The sequence below is a fragment of the Chryseobacterium sp. 'Rf worker isolate 10' genome, from assembly GCF_050753305.1.
Taxonomy (GTDB): domain Bacteria; phylum Bacteroidota; class Bacteroidia; order Flavobacteriales; family Weeksellaceae; genus Chryseobacterium.
The window spans coordinates 437,771-454,888 of the sequence record NZ_JBOZOF010000002.1 but is presented as its reverse complement, the minus strand read 5'-3'; the positions used below and the strand labels follow the sequence as shown (position 1 = coordinate 454,888).

Sequence of the window (17,118 nt, the reverse complement as noted above, 5' to 3'; positions counted from 1 at the left end):
TTGTGGCCTTTTCGTTGAATATATTAAGATTTGATGTGGTGTCTACTTACTTTTTAATAAGATTTCCTGCCTTCTGCCCATTTACTGTTACAATATATACTCCTGGTAGTATATTGGAAGGTAACTGGATATTCACTTTATTGATACCGTCTGTAAGCTCAACTTTTTCAGAAATTTCTTTCTTACCTGTAAGGCTTACCAGTTCTACAATTCCTTTTCCTGCTTTACCTTCAAAGTTTACAGTAAACCTGTCTGTTGCAGGGTTTGGACTTATTGTATAAAGCTGAGTATCTACAGCTGCCACTTTTCCTGCTGCAGAAGTTCCTCCTCCTACACCTACTGCATTCCATGCATTTTTAACCTGAGTTACTTCATTGCTGGTTGCCCCGTACAAATCAGTAGCTGCCTGGATAGAATATGTTCTTGCATTTGCATAATTGGAAGATGAAGTAAGGTAAGTTGTTAATGTTCTGTAAGCAATAGCTCCTGCCTTATCTAATCCTATTCCGGTAACATTATAAGCAAAGCTGTTATCGTTCGTACCAGAACCTCCTGTTACCAATAAATAATACCAGAAGTTAAGCACTCCCGAATTGGTATGAACCCAGCATGAATCATTATATCCAGGTAGATTAGGATTTCCCTGAGGAGTACAAGAACTGCTTGCATCTTTCCAGTATTTTCCTTTATAAGTATCCGGCTGGCTATAAGCATTTGGATTTGCCATATCTCTGATTACATAACTGAAATCTTCACCCAGTGTCCAGCTTGCCTGAGTAGGTCTTGCCCAACGTTCTATTGAGTTTCCAAAAACATCAGAAAAACCTTCATTCAATGCTCCGGATTCTCTCTGGTAAGCAAGATTGGCTGTTTTAGAAGTCATACCGTGAGTAATTTCGTGCCCACAAACATCAAGAGCTGTTAATGGTTTTCCTCCGTTTGTTGTAGAACTTCCATCTCCATAGGTCATTCTGGAACCATCCCAAAATGCATTGAAATAATTAGTAGAATAATGTACGTAAGATTTGATTGCAAAATTATTGTTGTCTATACTTTTTCTACCGAATTTTGTATAGTAATAATCCAGAGTCATTTCTGCTCCCCAATGAGCATCGGTAGCATACTGATCTTTGTTGGTGTTCACATTATTCCATACATTATCTGTGTCTGTAAAATCTACTGCTGTTGAATAATTGGTTCCTTTTTTCAGGTTGTATGTTTCTACTGAGGTACCTCCGTTTCTTCCGGTTTCTCTTAATCTGTAGCTTCCGTTATAAGAATCCGCAACAATAGATCTGCTTCCGCTGTACGCTGTTGTAGCTGTTCCCGGAGTATTTACTTCGTGGATGATGGCATCCGTTCCCAGTATTTTACCATTTTTAGCATCTACAAAAACATACTGTCTGCTTAATGGTTTTTCCGCATAAATATCGAATTTATAAGCGAGTGTTAAGTCATTCAGTTTTTCATCTGTAGGATCTGAATAATATACCAATTCACCTTTAGGAGCAAAGCTTGCATCGGCATTTTTAGAGTCTTTTTTAAGAAAATCTTCTTCTTCTCTATTCTGCCATTTGTAGGATTCTGCCCCTATGAATGATAAAGCATTTTGCAGTGCAATGTTTTCAGAAAGATTGGCTTTCTTTTCAACTCCCTTCGGAACATTAAGAACCCATTTTCCTGACTGTCCTACGATTTTTCCGTCTTTTGTCTGTACTGCCATCATTCCGTATTCTACAGGAATATCGTTTACGGTCTGTTGGAATCTATGAGTTTCAAAACCCAATGCATCTCTCTCTAGGCCTAACTTAAGTCCTTGTCCCTGAGAAAGCCTTTGTGATGCTTCATCAAACAAAACAGGACTTCCCTGGAATGCTGGTGCATTTTTTTCGAATCGCATGAATTCTGCATGTAAGCCGCTTTTACCCGGATCTAATTTTGATGGTTTGTTTTGTGCAGAAACAAAAGAGAAGGCAGCAACGCTTGCCACTAAGATAAATTTCGTTTTCATAATAATATTTGGTTGGTTGATTGTATTGACGAATGTATAAACTTTTCACAATAAAATGATATAAATCATGATTAAAATTCAATTGATATTATAAATCAATAAATAAAACACAATGATGATTTTAAAACAAAGAAAAATATTTAAATATAATTTTTCAACAATATAATTTTTAGATTAAAATATTTAATTAAAATAAAAATTTTATGAATTAATATTTTTCACTATGCAGTGCATTATAATCGAAAAAATTAAGCCAATTATGAAATTTTACTGCCCGATATTCTCAAAATTGACAAAAAAACAAGGACCATCTTAAGAGACAGTCCTATTTTATAGGTAAATTTTTATGCAATTTGATATCAGATCATGATTATCTTTTATTGGCAATAGGTGTTCTGAATTCACCATATCCCATCAGACCATCATAATTTCTTCCAAACGGAGCATAATAAAGAAATGCCTGATAAAGATTTTCCGTCTGCCAGAAGTTACCATTCACTTCACCGAAGTTCAATCCGTTTCCATCTTTTGTCACCAAAACATAGTTATAAAACCCTTGCTTCAGGAATATCTTAGCAACATATTGTTTGGTAGCTGCATCATACTGCATCTGATTTTCTTTGCTTGGCAAAAAATTATTAAACCCTCCTAGAACATAAATCTCTTTATCCACAGGATCCGATTCCAGATAGAAATGTACCCATGAATAGTCAGCTTCTCTTTCGGCATCTCTTTCTCTTCCTAAATCATTTCTTCTATAATACCATGCTCCATTCACATCTGGCTGATATTGATAATTTAAAGGAAATGCCCATACCGGATGCAGATAGGTCTGGTTGACATCATCTTTTATTTCGGTAACACGTACCATATCGGCAGCCATATTCATATTTTTATTATCGAAATAATAAAACTCATTGTCTCCTGGGAAGGTAAGATTCATCTGTTGGAAAAGCACCTGATTTCCTAAAACACTGCTTGGCTTAAGATTGGAAATTACCATATTTGGGTTGTTATTCTGCATCACATTCATTGTGATTGAATTCACATTGGAAGAAATATCTCCACCTTTCGGAGAAACATTCACTTCTACCCTTTGGTTAAGATTAGGCTTTTTTGCATCTGCAAATCTTGAAATATTTAAAGCTACAGAGGTTACATCTTCTACAAGATAAAATCTTTTTTTGAAAAGAGGCTGGTCTGCAGAATCTTTGTAGACAATCAGTTCATAATTCCCTGAAACCTTTAGCTGGATTTTATCATTCGGAAAAACCAGTTTATAGTGGGTATAAGCCTGTAATGTATTGAAGGAATACTGAAACTGATCCAGAAGTGCATTCATGCTTCCGGTAGCAAATTCTGTAAAAAACAGATTATCTTCGTTCCAGTTTCTGTCATAATGTTTGAATGTATACCTGTAGATCTGGCTGCCGTTGGTAAGATCGTCAAAGCCAAGAACCAGCTGTTCGCCAATCTTAATTACCGGGGTTTCATCATTGGTCTGAGGATTGAACAGCTGAATACTTTGGATGTTTTGTCCAAAAACCAGTCCGCTCAAAAAAAGTAGGAGTATTCGCAAAGTTTTCATTATGACGAAGATAACGAAAAATAGCCATTTTCTTAATAATATCGTATTTTTGAATAAAAAATATTCAGATATGCTTCAGATTCAAGGTTTCGTATTCAACTTTGCGAGCGAAAATACGTACATCATTTATAACGAAAATAAAAATGCATGGTTAATTGATCCGGGAAATATGAGCGGACAGGAAACTCAGGCGATTGATAACTTCATCAAAGAAAACGGACTGAAAATTCAGAAGATACTTCTGACACATGCGCACATTGATCATGTATTTGGGCTTCAGTGGGCTTTTGATACATTCAAAGTTCCTGTGAATATGCACCAGGAAGATCAGGAAGTACTGGATATGCTTCAGGCGAGCGGCGTAAGGTTCGGAATGCAGATAGATCCTGTAAAAGTGGATGTAGAATACATCAAGGAAGGGGATGAACTGGATTTGGATGGTGAGAAGTTTAAAATTTATCATGTTCCGGGACATTCTCCGGGAAGTGTGGTGTATCATAATGACAATCAGAAATTCATGATTTCAGGGGATGTTCTTTTTGAAGGCAGTATCGGTAGAACAGATCTTTACAAAGGAAATTATGATCAGCTGATTGAGGGTATTAAATCGAAACTTTTCATTCTGGATAATGATACTCAGGTTTTCTCCGGACATGGAAATCCTACCTCTATTGGATTTGAAAAACAGTATAATCCGTTTTTGAAATAAACGATGAATAAAGTTTCTCGCAGATTATGCGGATCTTTTTATGATCAATTATGAGATTAATTTTTAAATAAAAATATAAAACCACCGGAAATTTCTGGTGGTTTTATTTTGGTAAGAAGAAATAGAGTCTGTTTTAGAAATCTAAAGTAATTGATGCTCTTACAGCAGCTCCCATGATAGGTCTTGCCATAATGGTTCCGTCACCGTTTGGTGATCCTGCTCTTGGATCTCCTTCTGTGATGCCAATGGTATTAAAGATGTTGGTTCCATCAACTGCAAAACGTATTTTTCCCAGCTGATAAGAGGTACCAGCCCCGAATTCTGTGAAAGCTGGCAAGGTTTGTACGTTTTTCTCATCCTGGAAACGTTTTCCATAGTAATTCATGCTTGCATAGGCTCTCCATGCTTTTGTAATATTAACTGCCGGTGAAATATTAAAGAAAAATTTCGGCATTCTTCGTACTACATTTCCTTCAAGAAGACTTCCTGCTTCAAGGTTTTTATATTTAGGGCTCTGAACGGTTCCGTTGAATGAAACTTCTAAAATATTATTGAACAGACGGGCATATCCTTCAAATTCAACCCCGTAGTTTTGGGTATTGGCAAATGTATTTTCAGATTTTCCATTAGAGAAAATATCCGTAAAGGAAAGATTTTTTAAGGTAGAATAGAAAGGAATCACTGCGATATCAAAAGTACGCGAGTAATACTTGTACCCTACTTCCAGCTGATTGGTTGTTACAGATTTTAACGGTTTATCAGGAGTCGGGTTGGAGAAATAATTGTAGTATGCTTCTTCATTCGGAGATCTGAAACCGTTAGAAAAACGGGCATATACAGCATTTTCTCTGTTGATTTTATAATTAGCAGCTAAAGTGAAAGACACTTTATCAATATTATAGCTCCAATACGTGTATTTATTTCCTAATACACTCATATTATCATCAGCAGTTGTCGTGTTGAAACCGTGAGTTCCATCCGTTGTTAACCCTGAATTATTTAAATTGGCAGTCGTTGTATTGGCAAAATTCCCTTTATAATAATCGTGGCTGTAACGAAGACCTCCATTCACACTTAAAGCATCGGTAATATTATAGTCTAAGTTTACATAAAGATCATTCAAACTTCCCTGAGTTTGCGTGTCTCTCTGTAGAAACGTCATACTGGTAACCCCGTTATATGTTTTTGAATATCCATTATCCAAAGGGGTAAGAGAAGTATCTACAAGATTCAGCAATTCCGGTCTGTCTGTTGCAGTCGCCAGAATATTGCTCCAGTTCCAGTATTGGTGAGACTTCCAGTTTGATTTATAGAAACCTGCGGTAACATTTCCTTTGTCAAATTTATAATTGAACTGCAAATCGTTCACAAAATTATTCATCTGCTTGTCAATAGCCCAGAACCCTAGTTCCTGTACATTGGCAGGATTTACTACAGCTCCGTTACTTACTAATGAATACTGATAATTATTTCCGGCAATCCCACTACGCTTGGCAAAATCTCCTGCTGTGTATGGAGCTCCGGCAGGGAAAATTCCTGTATAATTCATGTTGATATTCGTATATCTTGTTTTGTTTAAAACAGTGAAATTGTTTCCAAGATCATATTTAAACTCGGCACCTAAAACATCTACTTTCGGATGAATTCCGTCTTCAAGATTTCTTTTGAAAAATCCTCCTCCGGCCTGTGGGATATTCAACTGGCTGATTGATCTGTAGCTGTATGTTCCGTAGTTTGGATCAAAACCTGGGAACCCTTTCAAATCATCTCCATTTTGAATCAAAGGAATCGGAAGGAAGAATGTATTTCTATCATCCAGTTTTTTATAATATACCTTTACGTAGCCTTTATCAAAGACATATTTCAGGTTCATTCTGATCTGCCCTCCATCGTTTGCTTTAAAACCTGTTTTTCTGATTCCGCTGTCTGTTCTGTAGAAACCACCGATATTGAAGAATAATTTATCCTGAACCAATGCTCCGCCTACATTAAGGTCTGTACGCATCAATCCGTAAGTACTTGTTTCCACTTTTGCAGTTCCTCTGAAATCATTGGTTCCTTCTCTCGTAATAAAGTTGATAAGTCCCCCAGGAGAATTGGTAGCAAAAATAGACCCTGAACCTCCTCTCAGAGCTTCCAGACGGCTTACCGAATTATCTACACGGAAAAAGTTGTCTGCATTCGCAAATTGAAGTGCCCCATCTTCAAAAACCGGAAGACCGTCTTCCTGTACCTGTACAAATTCATAAGCTCCTGCTGAAGGAATTCCTCTTGCGAAAAGGTTATTTCCTACTTCACCTCCTGAAGTTTCCACAGCAAACCCGGGTACTCTCTGCAATAAAGCAGCTGCACTGATAGGATTCTGCTTCTGAATTTCTTTAGCACTAAATGTGGAAATCGCAGTACTGGATTCTATTTTTTTCTTAGGACCGGAATTTCCGGTAATGACAATTTGATCTATAGAAGAAACTTTTGCCGAATCTTTCGGAGTTTCCTGGGCATAAGCATTATTAAAGTATAATGTAGCTGTAGCGGCGATTAAAAAGATCGATTTTTTTTTCATAGCCATATCTTTTATTGTTAGTTTCAGTTTTGTTGTAATTGTAAATACACTCCATTGGTCCAACCGAATCCATCCTGATTGGGGTATTCCCCGCCGCCTGCTATTGTTTCTGTGTCTAATGCATTGTATTTTTCCATCAGCTTCCCGGTGTTTTTATAGACTCTTTCTACATTGGAACACCAGTTGTTTTTAATTTTTTCTGCCAGTTCATCAAAGCCATAATTTTTCATTGCTTTAAAGCCAAGCCATTGATAGGGAGCCCATGCATTGGGAAGATCCCACTGCTGTCCTGAATTTTTAGTTGTAGTGACAAGCCCTCCCTGATAAAGAAATTTTTCAGCAACCGCTTTAGCAACACCCTCAGCTTGTTCCTGATCTGCAATTCCAAGGAATAAAGGGTAAAGAGCAGCAATATGTTCAGACGGTGTGTTTGTGTTTTTTTTAGTGTGATAATCTTTATAATTGTTAGTATTTCCATCCCAGAAATAGGTATTGATCATCTGTCTTCGGCTTGCTGCTCTTTCTGAAAAATAATTATTTTTTTCACTCAGATTTTGAAGTGCTGAAGATTTTGCCAAAGTCATTTCCAAATGCCATAAAAGGCAGTTCAGATCAACCTGTGCAAGATTCAGCGTCTCTATCGTCTGTATATTTTCTCCGTCTGCGAACCATCTGCTGGAAAAATCCCAGCCGGATTCGCAGGCGCTTCTTATGTTTCTGTAAAATTCGTCTCCTGAAGTGGTCTCATGATCTTCAATATCGATCAGATAACTTTCGGGACGCGGTGCATTTTCTGCATCATAATAACGGTTCAGAATATCTCCGTCTGTTGTTTTAACCACTCTTTTTACACTGGATCCGTTTTCAAGCCATTCTTCGCCATTCATCCAGAAAGCATATTCTTTCTCCAGAGTTTCGTGGTATTGTTTATAAATTCCTTCATCATGCGTCGTTTCAAAAAGAAGATCCAGCATTAATGAAAAATAAGGAGGCTGCGATCTGCTTAAGAAATGTGTTCTGCTCGCATTCGGAACAAATCCAACATTTTTAATCAGATAAGAACAGTTTTCAATAATGTTTTCCATCATTTCTACTCTTCCGGAAACCTTTAATCCAAGCATAATAAAATAGCTGTCCCAATAGAAAAATTCATTAAAACGACCTCCCGGAACGATATATGGTTTTGGTAATTTTAAAAGGGTTCCTTTTTCTTCATATGCTGTACGCGTCAGTTCATCCCATAATTTTTCAATATGTTCACCAATTGGAAGTTGTTCTTCTCTGTGTACAGAAACTCTTGCTCCTAAAAAATCAAAATGAGCCATCACAAAATCTTTCAGGTTAAAGCCTTCGGTATTTTTTGATTGTTCATAATCCTCATTAATCTTTGCAATAGGAAACAGAGGAACTGCATCCGTCATCATTTTCTGATCTTCAAAAATTTCAGATCTCTGCACCGCATCAAACAGACTTTGAATTTCGTTTATATAAAGCTGATTACTCATTGTTATTTTTTAGGATTAATTTTTAATTTATTCATGAAGACCGCAGATGTGATCAGTAATGAAAGCGGAATCAGGGAAAGATAAAATGCCTGCTGCCCGCTGAACTCCTGAAACACAAAACCGGTAATGATAGAACCGATGGTTCCCCCGATTGCTGAGAAAACAACAATCAATCCTGACATGGCACTGTGCAGATATTTGGGGATAGATGCCAGAATTACAGAATTAATGCTTGGATAAATAGGTGCCAGCAAACCTCCCATTAAAGGAAATAAATAGACCACCAAAGGAGCATTCATCCAATTTGTATTCGTATCAATATGAATATTATGGGTAAGAGGTAAAACCAGCAGTAAACTGATGGCAAAACCAACCACACAAAAAGAAACTACATAAATCCAGCTGAATTTCTTAGAGAAGAATCCTGACAAAAATCTTCCCAAAGCAAAGGCCCCTGCTAATACCGCTCCGGCCTGAATACTCATAGATGTAGGCACTTTTAAAATTTCTTTATAAAAAGTAGGCGTCCAGGTCTGAAAGCTCTGCTCCACCAGTACAAAAAGGAAAGCGCATAATAAAAAGCACAATACCTTTTTATAACTGAATAAGCTTACACTGTTTTTTAAATCTCCCAGGAGATCTGTTTTCTCACTTTTAGCTTCCTGCTCGTTCAGTTTTGAAAAGAATAAGAATAAAAAAGATAAAGTTGAAAGTCCTCCCAAAACCCAATATACATTCAGCCATTCTGTAGATTTAGGATTATGATCGTCTATATATAAGCTGAATAAAACATTTCCTGCCAATACTCCGATCATGAAAAAACCTTCCAGAAATCCCATAAAGCTGGAATGTTCTTTATCTGTTTCCGTTACCAGCCCGATAGAAGTAAAAACCGATATTTTAATCAATGCGAAAGAAACCCCTACGGTTGCAAATAATAATTTGAATACCCAGAAGTCATTGGTAAACGGCATTACAAAACACATGCAGCTTACCAGCAGTAAAGCAATCAGCATCGATTTTTTGATTCCTATCTTCGGAAGAAATGAAGCCAGAATGAAAGAACATATGGCAATCGGAAGATCTTTGAAGCCTTCCAAAATGCTGGCCGAAGATTTTGAGATCCCAAAATTCTGCTGTACCTGTAGAATGACTGTTCCTACAGAATTCAGAAGAATTGCGAAGACAAAATAGTTTAAAAATAAAACGGCCTTGATGTTAAGATTTTTCATTCAGGTTATTTCTTGTCGGCTAAGATAGAAGCATTTCTGTTAACGATAATTTAACACAGTAAATCAATATTTGAACTATATTAATATATTTAGTATTTTTAATGAATAAATATGATTAATTAAATGAAAGTTACTTTTGAAAGGGTAATCCCTAATGAAAAGAGTTCATTCCGTACCATTCATAATAATTCTCCCATTTCAGAATTCAAATGGGAATATCATTATCATCCCGAAATTGAGTTGGTATGTGTCATTTCCGGGAACGGAACCCGCCATGTAGGCTATCATAAAAGTAATTATACGAATGGAGATCTGGTATTAATTGGTTCCAATATTCCCCACTCCGGATTTGGGCTGAATTCTATTGATCCTCATGAAGAAATTGTGCTGCAGTTCAAAGAAGAAATCCTTCAGTTTCCCCAACAGGAAGTAGAAGCAAGATCCATCAAAAACCTGCTGGAACTTTCAAAATACGGGATTCATTTTCACCATAAAGTAAAAAAAGTAATGCTTCCCAAACTGAAGTTGATGTTAGAATCTGAAGGCTATAAAAGATATTTACTATTGCTTGAAATTCTTTTTGAGCTTTCGAAATGTGAGGATTATGATCTCTTAAATAAGGAAATCATGCCTTATACCATTATTTCAAAAAATAAAACCCGCCTTGAGAATATCTTCACCTATGTAGAACATCATTACGACAAAGAAATTGATATTGAAGACGTTGCCAAACTGGCCAATCTTACTTTGCCTGCATTCTGCAATTTCTTTAAAAAAGCAACTCAGATTACTTTTACAGAGTTTGTGAACCGCTATAGAATCAATAAAGCATGCTTGCTGATGGCCCAGGACAGGTCTATTTCAGAATGCAGTTACCAATGCGGTTTTAATAATGTAACGTATTTTAACAGGATGTTTAAAAAATATACGGGGAAGACTCCTTCAGAATTTATCCGGAATTATTCTCACAGCAATGTCAATGTAGATATAAAGATTGAAAAGGAAGCTAAGCCCAAAGTAAGCTTTTAATAATTTGTTTAGACTCCTAACTATGAATCAATAAGAAACAAAAAAAGCCACTCTGAAAGAGCAGCCTTGTATTATGATGAGTAAAACCAGTCACTAAATTATCAGCAACCAGTAATTATTTCCATTTAATATTGCATCCCATGCTAGGTCTTTGAATTTCTTCCTGCGCTTCTCCAGCCAAAAGATTTTCAAAAGCAATAATCAGATCCTCACCTGTAACATCTTTATTATTTCCAGGTCTTGAATCATCCATCTGACCTCTGTATACAAGGTCAAGTTTATCATCAAAGAAATAAAAATCCGGTGTACAAGCAGCCTCGTAAGCTTTAGCTACAGCCTGGCTTTCATCGAATAAATAAGGGAAATCAAAATTTCTTTCAATTTGGAATTCAATCATTTTTTCAGGAGAATCTGCCGGATATTTTTCAATATCATTAGCATTGATGGCAATGAATTCAATTCCACGTTCGTTATAATCTTCGTATAATTCATTGATCTTGTCGATCACGTGAAGAACAAACGGACAGTGGTTGCACATGAAGATTACCAAAGTTCCTTTTTCTCCTTTCAGTTCATCCAAAGACTGAAGTTCATTCGTTTTTGACGGGTTAGGAAGTTCAAAAAACGGGGCTTTTGTTCCTAATGCCAGCATATTTGAGGGAGTATTCATATCCTTTTTTCTTTACCGCAAAGATAGATATTTCTTTTATTAATTGAGCTGGGTTCTGAAACAGACATTTTATTTTTGATAGAGGAAGGAAGATATTTGCTCCTCAAAAATAGTTATAGTCAAATTCTATTAATGGTAATTTTTTAACGCAAAACAACTTCCAGCTCCCATTCTTCCAGCTTCCAGCCGATTGGTTAGTATCTTCTATAAACCGCCTTTTGAATTTAAATGTATAATATCCCTTGGAAGTTATACTAAAAAGTTTGTAGTTTTGCTAACGCTGTTAGTAAATAAATATCATGGGTCTACATGAACGCCGTCAACGAGAAAAAGAATCTATCCGCGCAAATATTTTGCAGGCTGCTTTCACGTTGGCTAAAACTGAAGGCTGGGCATCACTTTCTATGCGAAAGATAGCAGACGCTATTGAGTATAGTGCCCCGGTGGTGTACGATTATTTTGAAAATAAAGAAGCTATTCTATTTGAAATTTCATTAGATGGCTTCCACAAGTTACATATAGAATTATTAAAAGCTCAGCAGAAACATAGTACTCCGGAAGAACAGCTTGTTGCGATTGTGGATGCTTACTGGAACTTTGCTTTTAAAAATAAGGAATATTACCAGCTAATGTTTGGTCTTGGAATGCAGTGCTGCGGAAAAGGTCAGATGAAAAAAGAATTCTCATCATTTCAGGAGCTTATCTATGAATGCACCTATGAGATTATTAAGAAAAACGGATCCAATCCGGACAATGCCTGTCATATGTCTCATGCTCTGTTTTCTGCCGTACACGGAATGATCTCTATTATGATGATGCGTACAGCTGATATCCCTTCAACAATGAATAAGACTACTTTGGACGAAACTGTTTCGGCTTTTATTAAGTCTTTGTAAATTTTTTTTGAATTAAAAATTAACACCGTTAGGAAATTTAACACCGGATTGATTTAAATTATTCTGTTATTCCTGATTAAAAACGCAATCATTTATGGAGCCATTCATAGTATTCAGTTGTTAAAATTAGTCATTTTTTGCTTATCAATTAACACTGTTAGTAAAATTAACACACCTTACACCATCATTATACACTTAAATACATTAAAAACAATTTTCAATTATGGAAACAATCGACTTCATTGGACATTAAAAATTCTGTAATTTTTTTTGAACTAATTATTAACACTGTTAGGAAAAAATACAGCATTTATCAAAACACTTTACTTACCTCTAACACTTCATTAAAAAAATTAAACCAACAATGAAATTACCTGGAAAAACAAGGTTTATTGTACTTATTGCAAGTATAATTCTTTTACAGAGCTGCACAAAAGCCGCAGAAGGAACCAATGCCGCACCTCCAGCTCCAGAACTTCCGGTTTATACCGTTATTACATCACCAGCCACTACATATCAGGAATTCCCAACTGCTTTGGAAGGGAAAAACAACGTAGAAATCAGATCTCAGGTAGACGGATATCTGGATAGAATCTATGTAGAAGAAGGTGCTTATGTAAGAGCAGGACAACCGTTATTTAAAATAGATTCAAGAAGCTACGGCGAGCAGATGAATATGGCTCAGGCTAATCTTCAGGCTGCCAATGCCAATATTCAAAAAGCAAGAGTGGAAGTAGACAGAATTCAGCCACTGGTTGCTGCAAAAGTAGTTTCTGATGTACAGCTTAAAACAGCAAAAGCCAATTATGAAGCTGCCGTTGCCGCTGCTTCTCAAGCCAGAGCCTCTGTTGGAAGCGCAAGAATCAATGTAGGATTTACAACGATTACAGCTCCTGTAAGTGGTTATATCGGAAGAATTCCTTACAAAAAAGGAAGTTTGATCTCAAGAACAGATGTAAATCCATTGACTTTATTATCTGATATCAGTGAAATCTATGCCTACTTCTCTTTAAGTGAACTTGATTTCATTGCTTTCCAAAACAAATACCCTGGAGCAAGCTTAGAAGAAAAGCTGAAAAATATGCCGATGGTAGATCTTGTCATCGCCGATAACAGTACTTACCCTGAAAAAGGAAGATTGAGTATTGTAGACGGGCAATTTGATAAAACTACGGGAGCTATCAGCGTACGTGCCGTTTTCCCTAATACCAACGGAACTTTAAGAACCGGAAACACAGGAAGAGTGCGTATGCCTCAGCTGATCTCGAACGCAGTAGTTATTCCGCAGGAATCTACATTCGAAATTCAGGATAAAACCTATGTATATGTGATGGATAAAGATAAAAAAGTAATGGGGAGACCTATTAAAATATCTGGAAAAACAGACAGCTATTACTTTATTTCTGAAGGACTTTCCCGTGGAGAAAAAATCGTATACACAGGAATCGGAAGCTTAAAAGACGGCGCATCCATCAGACCGAAAAATATTTCGTCTGACAGCTTATTAAAAGCAAAACCATTATAGTCCTTTCCGAAAACAGAAGACTTAAAAAAATAAACTTCTTATGTTAAAACAATTTATAGAAAGACCGGTCCTTTCAACGGTCATCTCCATAATACTCTTATTATTGGGAGCTTTGTCTCTCTTTAATTTACCGATTGCCCTCTTTCCGGATATCGCTCCACCAAGCGTTCAGGTAACGGCATTCTATCCTGGAGCTAATGCTGAAGTGGTAGCACGTTCGGTTGCCACTCCTATTGAGGAAGCAGTGAACGGGGTTGAAAATATGACCTATATGACTTCTAACTCCAGTAATGACGGTACCATGACACTTAGTGTGTACTTCAAACAGGGAGCAGATGCTGATAATGCAGCGGTAAACGTACAGAACCGTGTATCAAAAGCAATGAGCCAGCTGCCTCAGGAAGTAGTACAGGCCGGGATTTCAACCCAGAAGGTTCAGAACAGTATGATTATGTTCATGGGACTGACCAGTGAAAATGAAAAACAATATGATGAATTATTCCTTCAAAATTATCTGAAGATCAACGTTATTCCACAGATACAGCGTATCCCCGGAGTTGCACAGGCTCAGGTATTCGGAACAAGGGATTATTCCATGAGAATCTGGTTGAAACCGGATCGTCTGGCATCAAATAATCTTTCTCCACAGGAAGTTTTAGCAGCCATTAAAGATCACAACCTTGAAGCTGCCCCAGGCCGTCTTGGACAGGGAAGTAAGGAAACTTACGAATATATCCTTAAGTATAAAGGAAAACTGAATAAGAATGAAGACTATGAAAATATTGCTATCAAAGCAAATAGTGATGGTTCTTTCTTAAGATTAAAAGATGTTGCACGAGTAGAGTTTGGATCTTATACCTATACTGCCACCAACAGAGTAGACGGAAAACCCGTTGCCGGATTTGCGATCTTACAGACCGCAGGTTCTAATGCCAACGAAATCCTGACAGAAATTGAAAAGCAGGTGAAAGTAATGGAAACCACGCTTCCAAAAGGAGTGAAACCCATTATCATGTATAATTCCAAAGACTTCCTTGATGCTTCAATTCATCAGGTTGTGGAAACGCTTGTTATTGCTTTCGTATTGGTATTTATTGTAGTATTTATTTTCCTTCAGGATTTCAGATCTACATTAATTCCTGCTATTGCCGTACCGGTAGCGATTATCGGAACATTCTTCTTCCTGCAGTTATTTGGTTTCAGTATCAACATGCTTACTTTATTTGCATTGGTTCTGGCCATCGGTATTGTAGTGGATGATGCCATTGTAGTGGTAGAGGCCGTCCATTCTAAAATGGAACAGACAGGGATGCCGGTAGAACAGGCTACAATGAACTCGATGAGTGAAATTTCAGGAGCCATCATTTCCATTACATTGGTAATGTGTGCCGTATTTATTCCGGTTGGTTTCATGCAGGGACCTGCAGGGGTTTTCTACAGACAGTTTGCTTTCACATTAGCGATTGCGATTTTAATCTCAGCAGTGAATGCATTAACATTGAGCCCGGCATTATGTGCGATGTTCTTAAATGATCCTCAGGGAGAACATGGTGAACACGGTCATAAAAAAGGTTTTGGAGCAAGATTCTTCAATGCTTTCAATGCCAGTTTCAACAGCATGACCAGAAAGTATATCTACAGCCTTAAATTTTTAATTAAAAACAAATGGGTTGCGATAGGAGGTCTTGTCATCATTACAGCGGCAAGTGTATTTTTGATCAAAAAAGCACCATCAGGATTTATTCCTACTGAAGACCAGGGGTTCGTATTGTATGCAGTGAATACTCCTCCGGGAAGTTCATTAGAAAGAACACACAGAGCTACAGCTCAAATTGATAAAATTATCAATGGTGAAAAAGCAACCAACCACCTTTGGGTAGCGGATGGGATGAACTTCATCAGTAATGCTAATGCTTCTCCTTATTCTGCAGGTTTCATTAAACTTAAAGATTATGACAAGCGTGGTGAAATGAAAGACCCTGATCAGATTGCAGCAACATTGACAGGTAAGGTAAGCCAGGTAAAAGATGCCAATGCATTCTTCTTCAACTTCCCTACTGTACAAGGTTTCGGTAACGTTTCCGGATTTGAATTCATGCTTCAGGATAAAACAAACGGTTCTTTCGAACAGTTGGGAACAACTACTCAACAGTTCATTGGAGAGCTGATGAAAAGACCTGAAATTGCTTTTGCCTTTACAACGTATGCGGCTGGAAACCCTCAGTATACTATTGATGTAGATACTGATAAAGCCAACCAGTTGGGTGTTTCTGTAACAGAATTGATGCAGACCATGCAGATTTATTTCGGAAGCAGCTTTGTATCGGATTTCAACAGATTCGGAAAGTATTACAGAGTAATGGCTCAGGCAGATATTCCTTACCGTACAGATGTTAATTCACTGGAAGGAATCTATGTGAAAAATAAATCAGGAGAAATGGTTCCTGCCAAAACTCTGGTAACGTTAAAAAGATCTTTCGGTCCTGAAACGGTAACAAGAAATAACCTTTTCAACGCAGTAACAATTAACGGAACTCCAAAACCTGGTTACAGTACCGGAGATGCCATCAAAGCAGTAGAAGAAGTTGCTCAGCAGTCCCTTCCGAGAGGATATGGATATGAGTGGACAGGGATTACCCGTGAAGAGATCAAAACAAGTGGACAGACTTCATTTATCTTCTTCTTAAGTATCCTGTTTGTTTACTTCTTACTGGCAGCTCAATATGAAAGTTATATCCTTCCATTTGCTATTATTCTTACCATTCCAACAGGTATTTTCGGAGTATTTGCATTCACGGGATTAGCAGGAATTGATAACAATATTTATGTTCAGGTAGGATTGATCATGCTGGTCGGGCTACTGGCCAAGAATGCCATCCTGATTGTAGAGTTTGCCGTACAGAGAAGAAAAGCAGGTAAAACATTAATTGAATCTGCACTTCAGGCATCAAGATTACGTTTAAGACCGATCTTAATGACCTCTTTTGCTTTCATCGTGGGAATGCTTCCACTGGTATGGACACAGGGTGCTTCTTCAAAAGGAAACCACTCTATCGGTTATAGTACCGTAGGAGGAATGCTTACAGGAGTAATATTGGGAATCTTTATCATTCCGGTAATGTATGTGGTATTCCAGTATCTGCATGAAAAAATGCCAAGCAGAAAAAAGAAAAGACTTCTGAAAAAACAAATGGAGGAAGAACTTTTAGCTGCTAGTCACTAATAAAAAATGAATTACAAAAACTTAGAGAAAATTTTAAGATCATAAAGGGCTAACTATTCACCTGACTTTTCTTAATGGTTTAAAAAAGCTAACTATTTTCTCCTACTAAAGACAATTTTTGCCTCAACAGAAACCTCTCTAAGTTTTGTATTCAATTAAAAGTTTAA

General features: G+C 37.0%; 11 protein-coding genes. 5 read left to right on the top strand and 6 right to left on the bottom strand.

The window, feature by feature from the left end; all coding sequences use genetic code 11:
* Nucleotides 1–46 precede the first annotated feature (46 nt).
* Together LKL37_RS12030 and LKL37_RS12025 are read right to left on the bottom strand one after the other, a co-directional pair.
* Entirely contained in the window at nt 47–2,011 is a 1,965-nt protein-coding gene (locus tag LKL37_RS12030) for a M4 family metallopeptidase (RefSeq protein WP_431610809.1), read from the bottom strand.
* A gap of 370 nt (nt 2,012–2,381) precedes the next feature.
* On the bottom strand, nt 2,382–3,599 hold the full coding sequence (locus tag LKL37_RS12025) for a type IX secretion system plug protein domain-containing protein (RefSeq protein WP_431610808.1): 1,218 nt from the start codon (nt 3,597–3,599) through the stop codon (nt 2,382–2,384).
* A gap of 70 nt (nt 3,600–3,669) precedes the next feature.
* On the opposite strand from LKL37_RS12025, the gene LKL37_RS12020 reads away from it, so the two are divergent.
* Nucleotides 3,670–4,308 (top strand): MBL fold metallo-hydrolase, encoded by a 639-nt coding sequence (locus LKL37_RS12020; protein ID WP_431610806.1) that lies wholly within the window; start codon nt 3,670–3,672, stop codon nt 4,306–4,308.
* 133 nt (nt 4,309–4,441) lie between these two features.
* On the opposite strand, the gene LKL37_RS12015 is transcribed toward LKL37_RS12020, so the two are convergent.
* From LKL37_RS12015 to LKL37_RS12005, 3 genes are read right to left on the bottom strand one after another with little or no spacing between them, the layout of a single operon-like run.
* Nucleotides 4,442–6,871 carry a TonB-dependent receptor gene (locus tag LKL37_RS12015; protein WP_431610805.1) on the bottom strand — a complete coding sequence of 810 codons (2,430 nt, stop codon included), beginning with the start codon at nt 6,869–6,871 and terminating at the stop codon, nt 4,442–4,444.
* A 23-nt stretch (nt 6,872–6,894) separates the two neighbouring features.
* Nucleotides 6,895–8,376: a trehalase family glycosidase gene (locus LKL37_RS12010; RefSeq protein WP_431610804.1), complete on the bottom strand. Its 1,482-nt coding sequence runs from the start codon at nt 8,374–8,376 to the stop codon at nt 6,895–6,897.
* 2 nt (nt 8,377–8,378) lie between these two features.
* Complete coding sequence (locus LKL37_RS12005; protein ID WP_431610803.1) at nt 8,379–9,608, bottom strand: MFS transporter; 1,230 nt, start codon at nt 9,606–9,608, stop codon at nt 8,379–8,381.
* A 123-nt stretch (nt 9,609–9,731) separates the two neighbouring features.
* Here LKL37_RS12005 and LKL37_RS12000 point away from each other — a divergent pair, with 123 nt between their 5' ends.
* Nucleotides 9,732–10,637: an AraC family transcriptional regulator gene (locus LKL37_RS12000; RefSeq protein ID WP_431610802.1), complete on the top strand. Its 906-nt coding sequence runs from the start codon at nt 9,732–9,734 to the stop codon at nt 10,635–10,637.
* Nucleotides 10,638–10,752: 115 nt separating this feature from the next.
* Here LKL37_RS12000 and LKL37_RS11995 read toward each other — a convergent pair whose 3' ends face one another.
* On the bottom strand, nt 10,753–11,307 hold the full coding sequence (locus LKL37_RS11995; RefSeq protein ID WP_047378998.1) for a thioredoxin family protein: 555 nt from the start codon (nt 11,305–11,307) through the stop codon (nt 10,753–10,755).
* A 299-nt stretch (nt 11,308–11,606) separates the two neighbouring features.
* Here LKL37_RS11995 and LKL37_RS11990 point away from each other — a divergent pair, with 299 nt between their 5' ends.
* From LKL37_RS11990 to LKL37_RS11980, 3 genes are all read left to right on the top strand, one after another.
* Complete coding sequence (locus tag LKL37_RS11990) at nt 11,607–12,203, top strand: TetR/AcrR family transcriptional regulator (RefSeq protein WP_089689792.1); 597 nt, start codon at nt 11,607–11,609, stop codon at nt 12,201–12,203.
* 364 nt (nt 12,204–12,567) lie between these two features.
* Entirely contained in the window at nt 12,568–13,728 is a 1,161-nt protein-coding gene (locus LKL37_RS11985) for an efflux RND transporter periplasmic adaptor subunit (RefSeq protein WP_105701916.1), read from the top strand.
* Between the two features lie 40 nt (nt 13,729–13,768).
* Nucleotides 13,769–16,951 (top strand): efflux RND transporter permease subunit, encoded by a 3,183-nt coding sequence (locus LKL37_RS11980; protein WP_431610801.1) that lies wholly within the window; start codon nt 13,769–13,771, stop codon nt 16,949–16,951.
* Nucleotides 16,952–17,118: the final 167 nt, after the last annotated feature.

Coding starts and splice junctions, on each gene's coding strand:
- LKL37_RS12030 (WP_431610809.1), bottom strand. CDS start 2,011: ATGAAAACGAAATTTATCTTAGTGGCAAGCGTTGCTGCCTTCTCTTTT.
- LKL37_RS12025 (WP_431610808.1), bottom strand. CDS start 3,599: ATGAAAACTTTGCGAATACTCCTACTTTTTTTGAGCGGACTGGTTTTT.
- LKL37_RS12020 (WP_431610806.1), top strand. CDS start 3,670: ATGCTTCAGATTCAAGGTTTCGTATTCAACTTTGCGAGCGAAAATACG.
- LKL37_RS12015 (WP_431610805.1), bottom strand. CDS start 6,871: ATGAAAAAAAAATCGATCTTTTTAATCGCCGCTACAGCTACATTATAC.
- LKL37_RS12010 (WP_431610804.1), bottom strand. CDS start 8,376: ATGAGTAATCAGCTTTATATAAACGAAATTCAAAGTCTGTTTGATGCG.
- LKL37_RS12005 (WP_431610803.1), bottom strand. CDS start 9,608: ATGAAAAATCTTAACATCAAGGCCGTTTTATTTTTAAACTATTTTGTC.
- LKL37_RS12000 (WP_431610802.1), top strand. CDS start 9,732: ATGAAAGTTACTTTTGAAAGGGTAATCCCTAATGAAAAGAGTTCATTC.
- LKL37_RS11995 (WP_047378998.1), bottom strand. CDS start 11,307: ATGAATACTCCCTCAAATATGCTGGCATTAGGAACAAAAGCCCCGTTT.
- LKL37_RS11990 (WP_089689792.1), top strand. CDS start 11,607: ATGGGTCTACATGAACGCCGTCAACGAGAAAAAGAATCTATCCGCGCA.
- LKL37_RS11985 (WP_105701916.1), top strand. CDS start 12,568: ATGAAATTACCTGGAAAAACAAGGTTTATTGTACTTATTGCAAGTATA.
- LKL37_RS11980 (WP_431610801.1), top strand. CDS start 13,769: ATGTTAAAACAATTTATAGAAAGACCGGTCCTTTCAACGGTCATCTCC.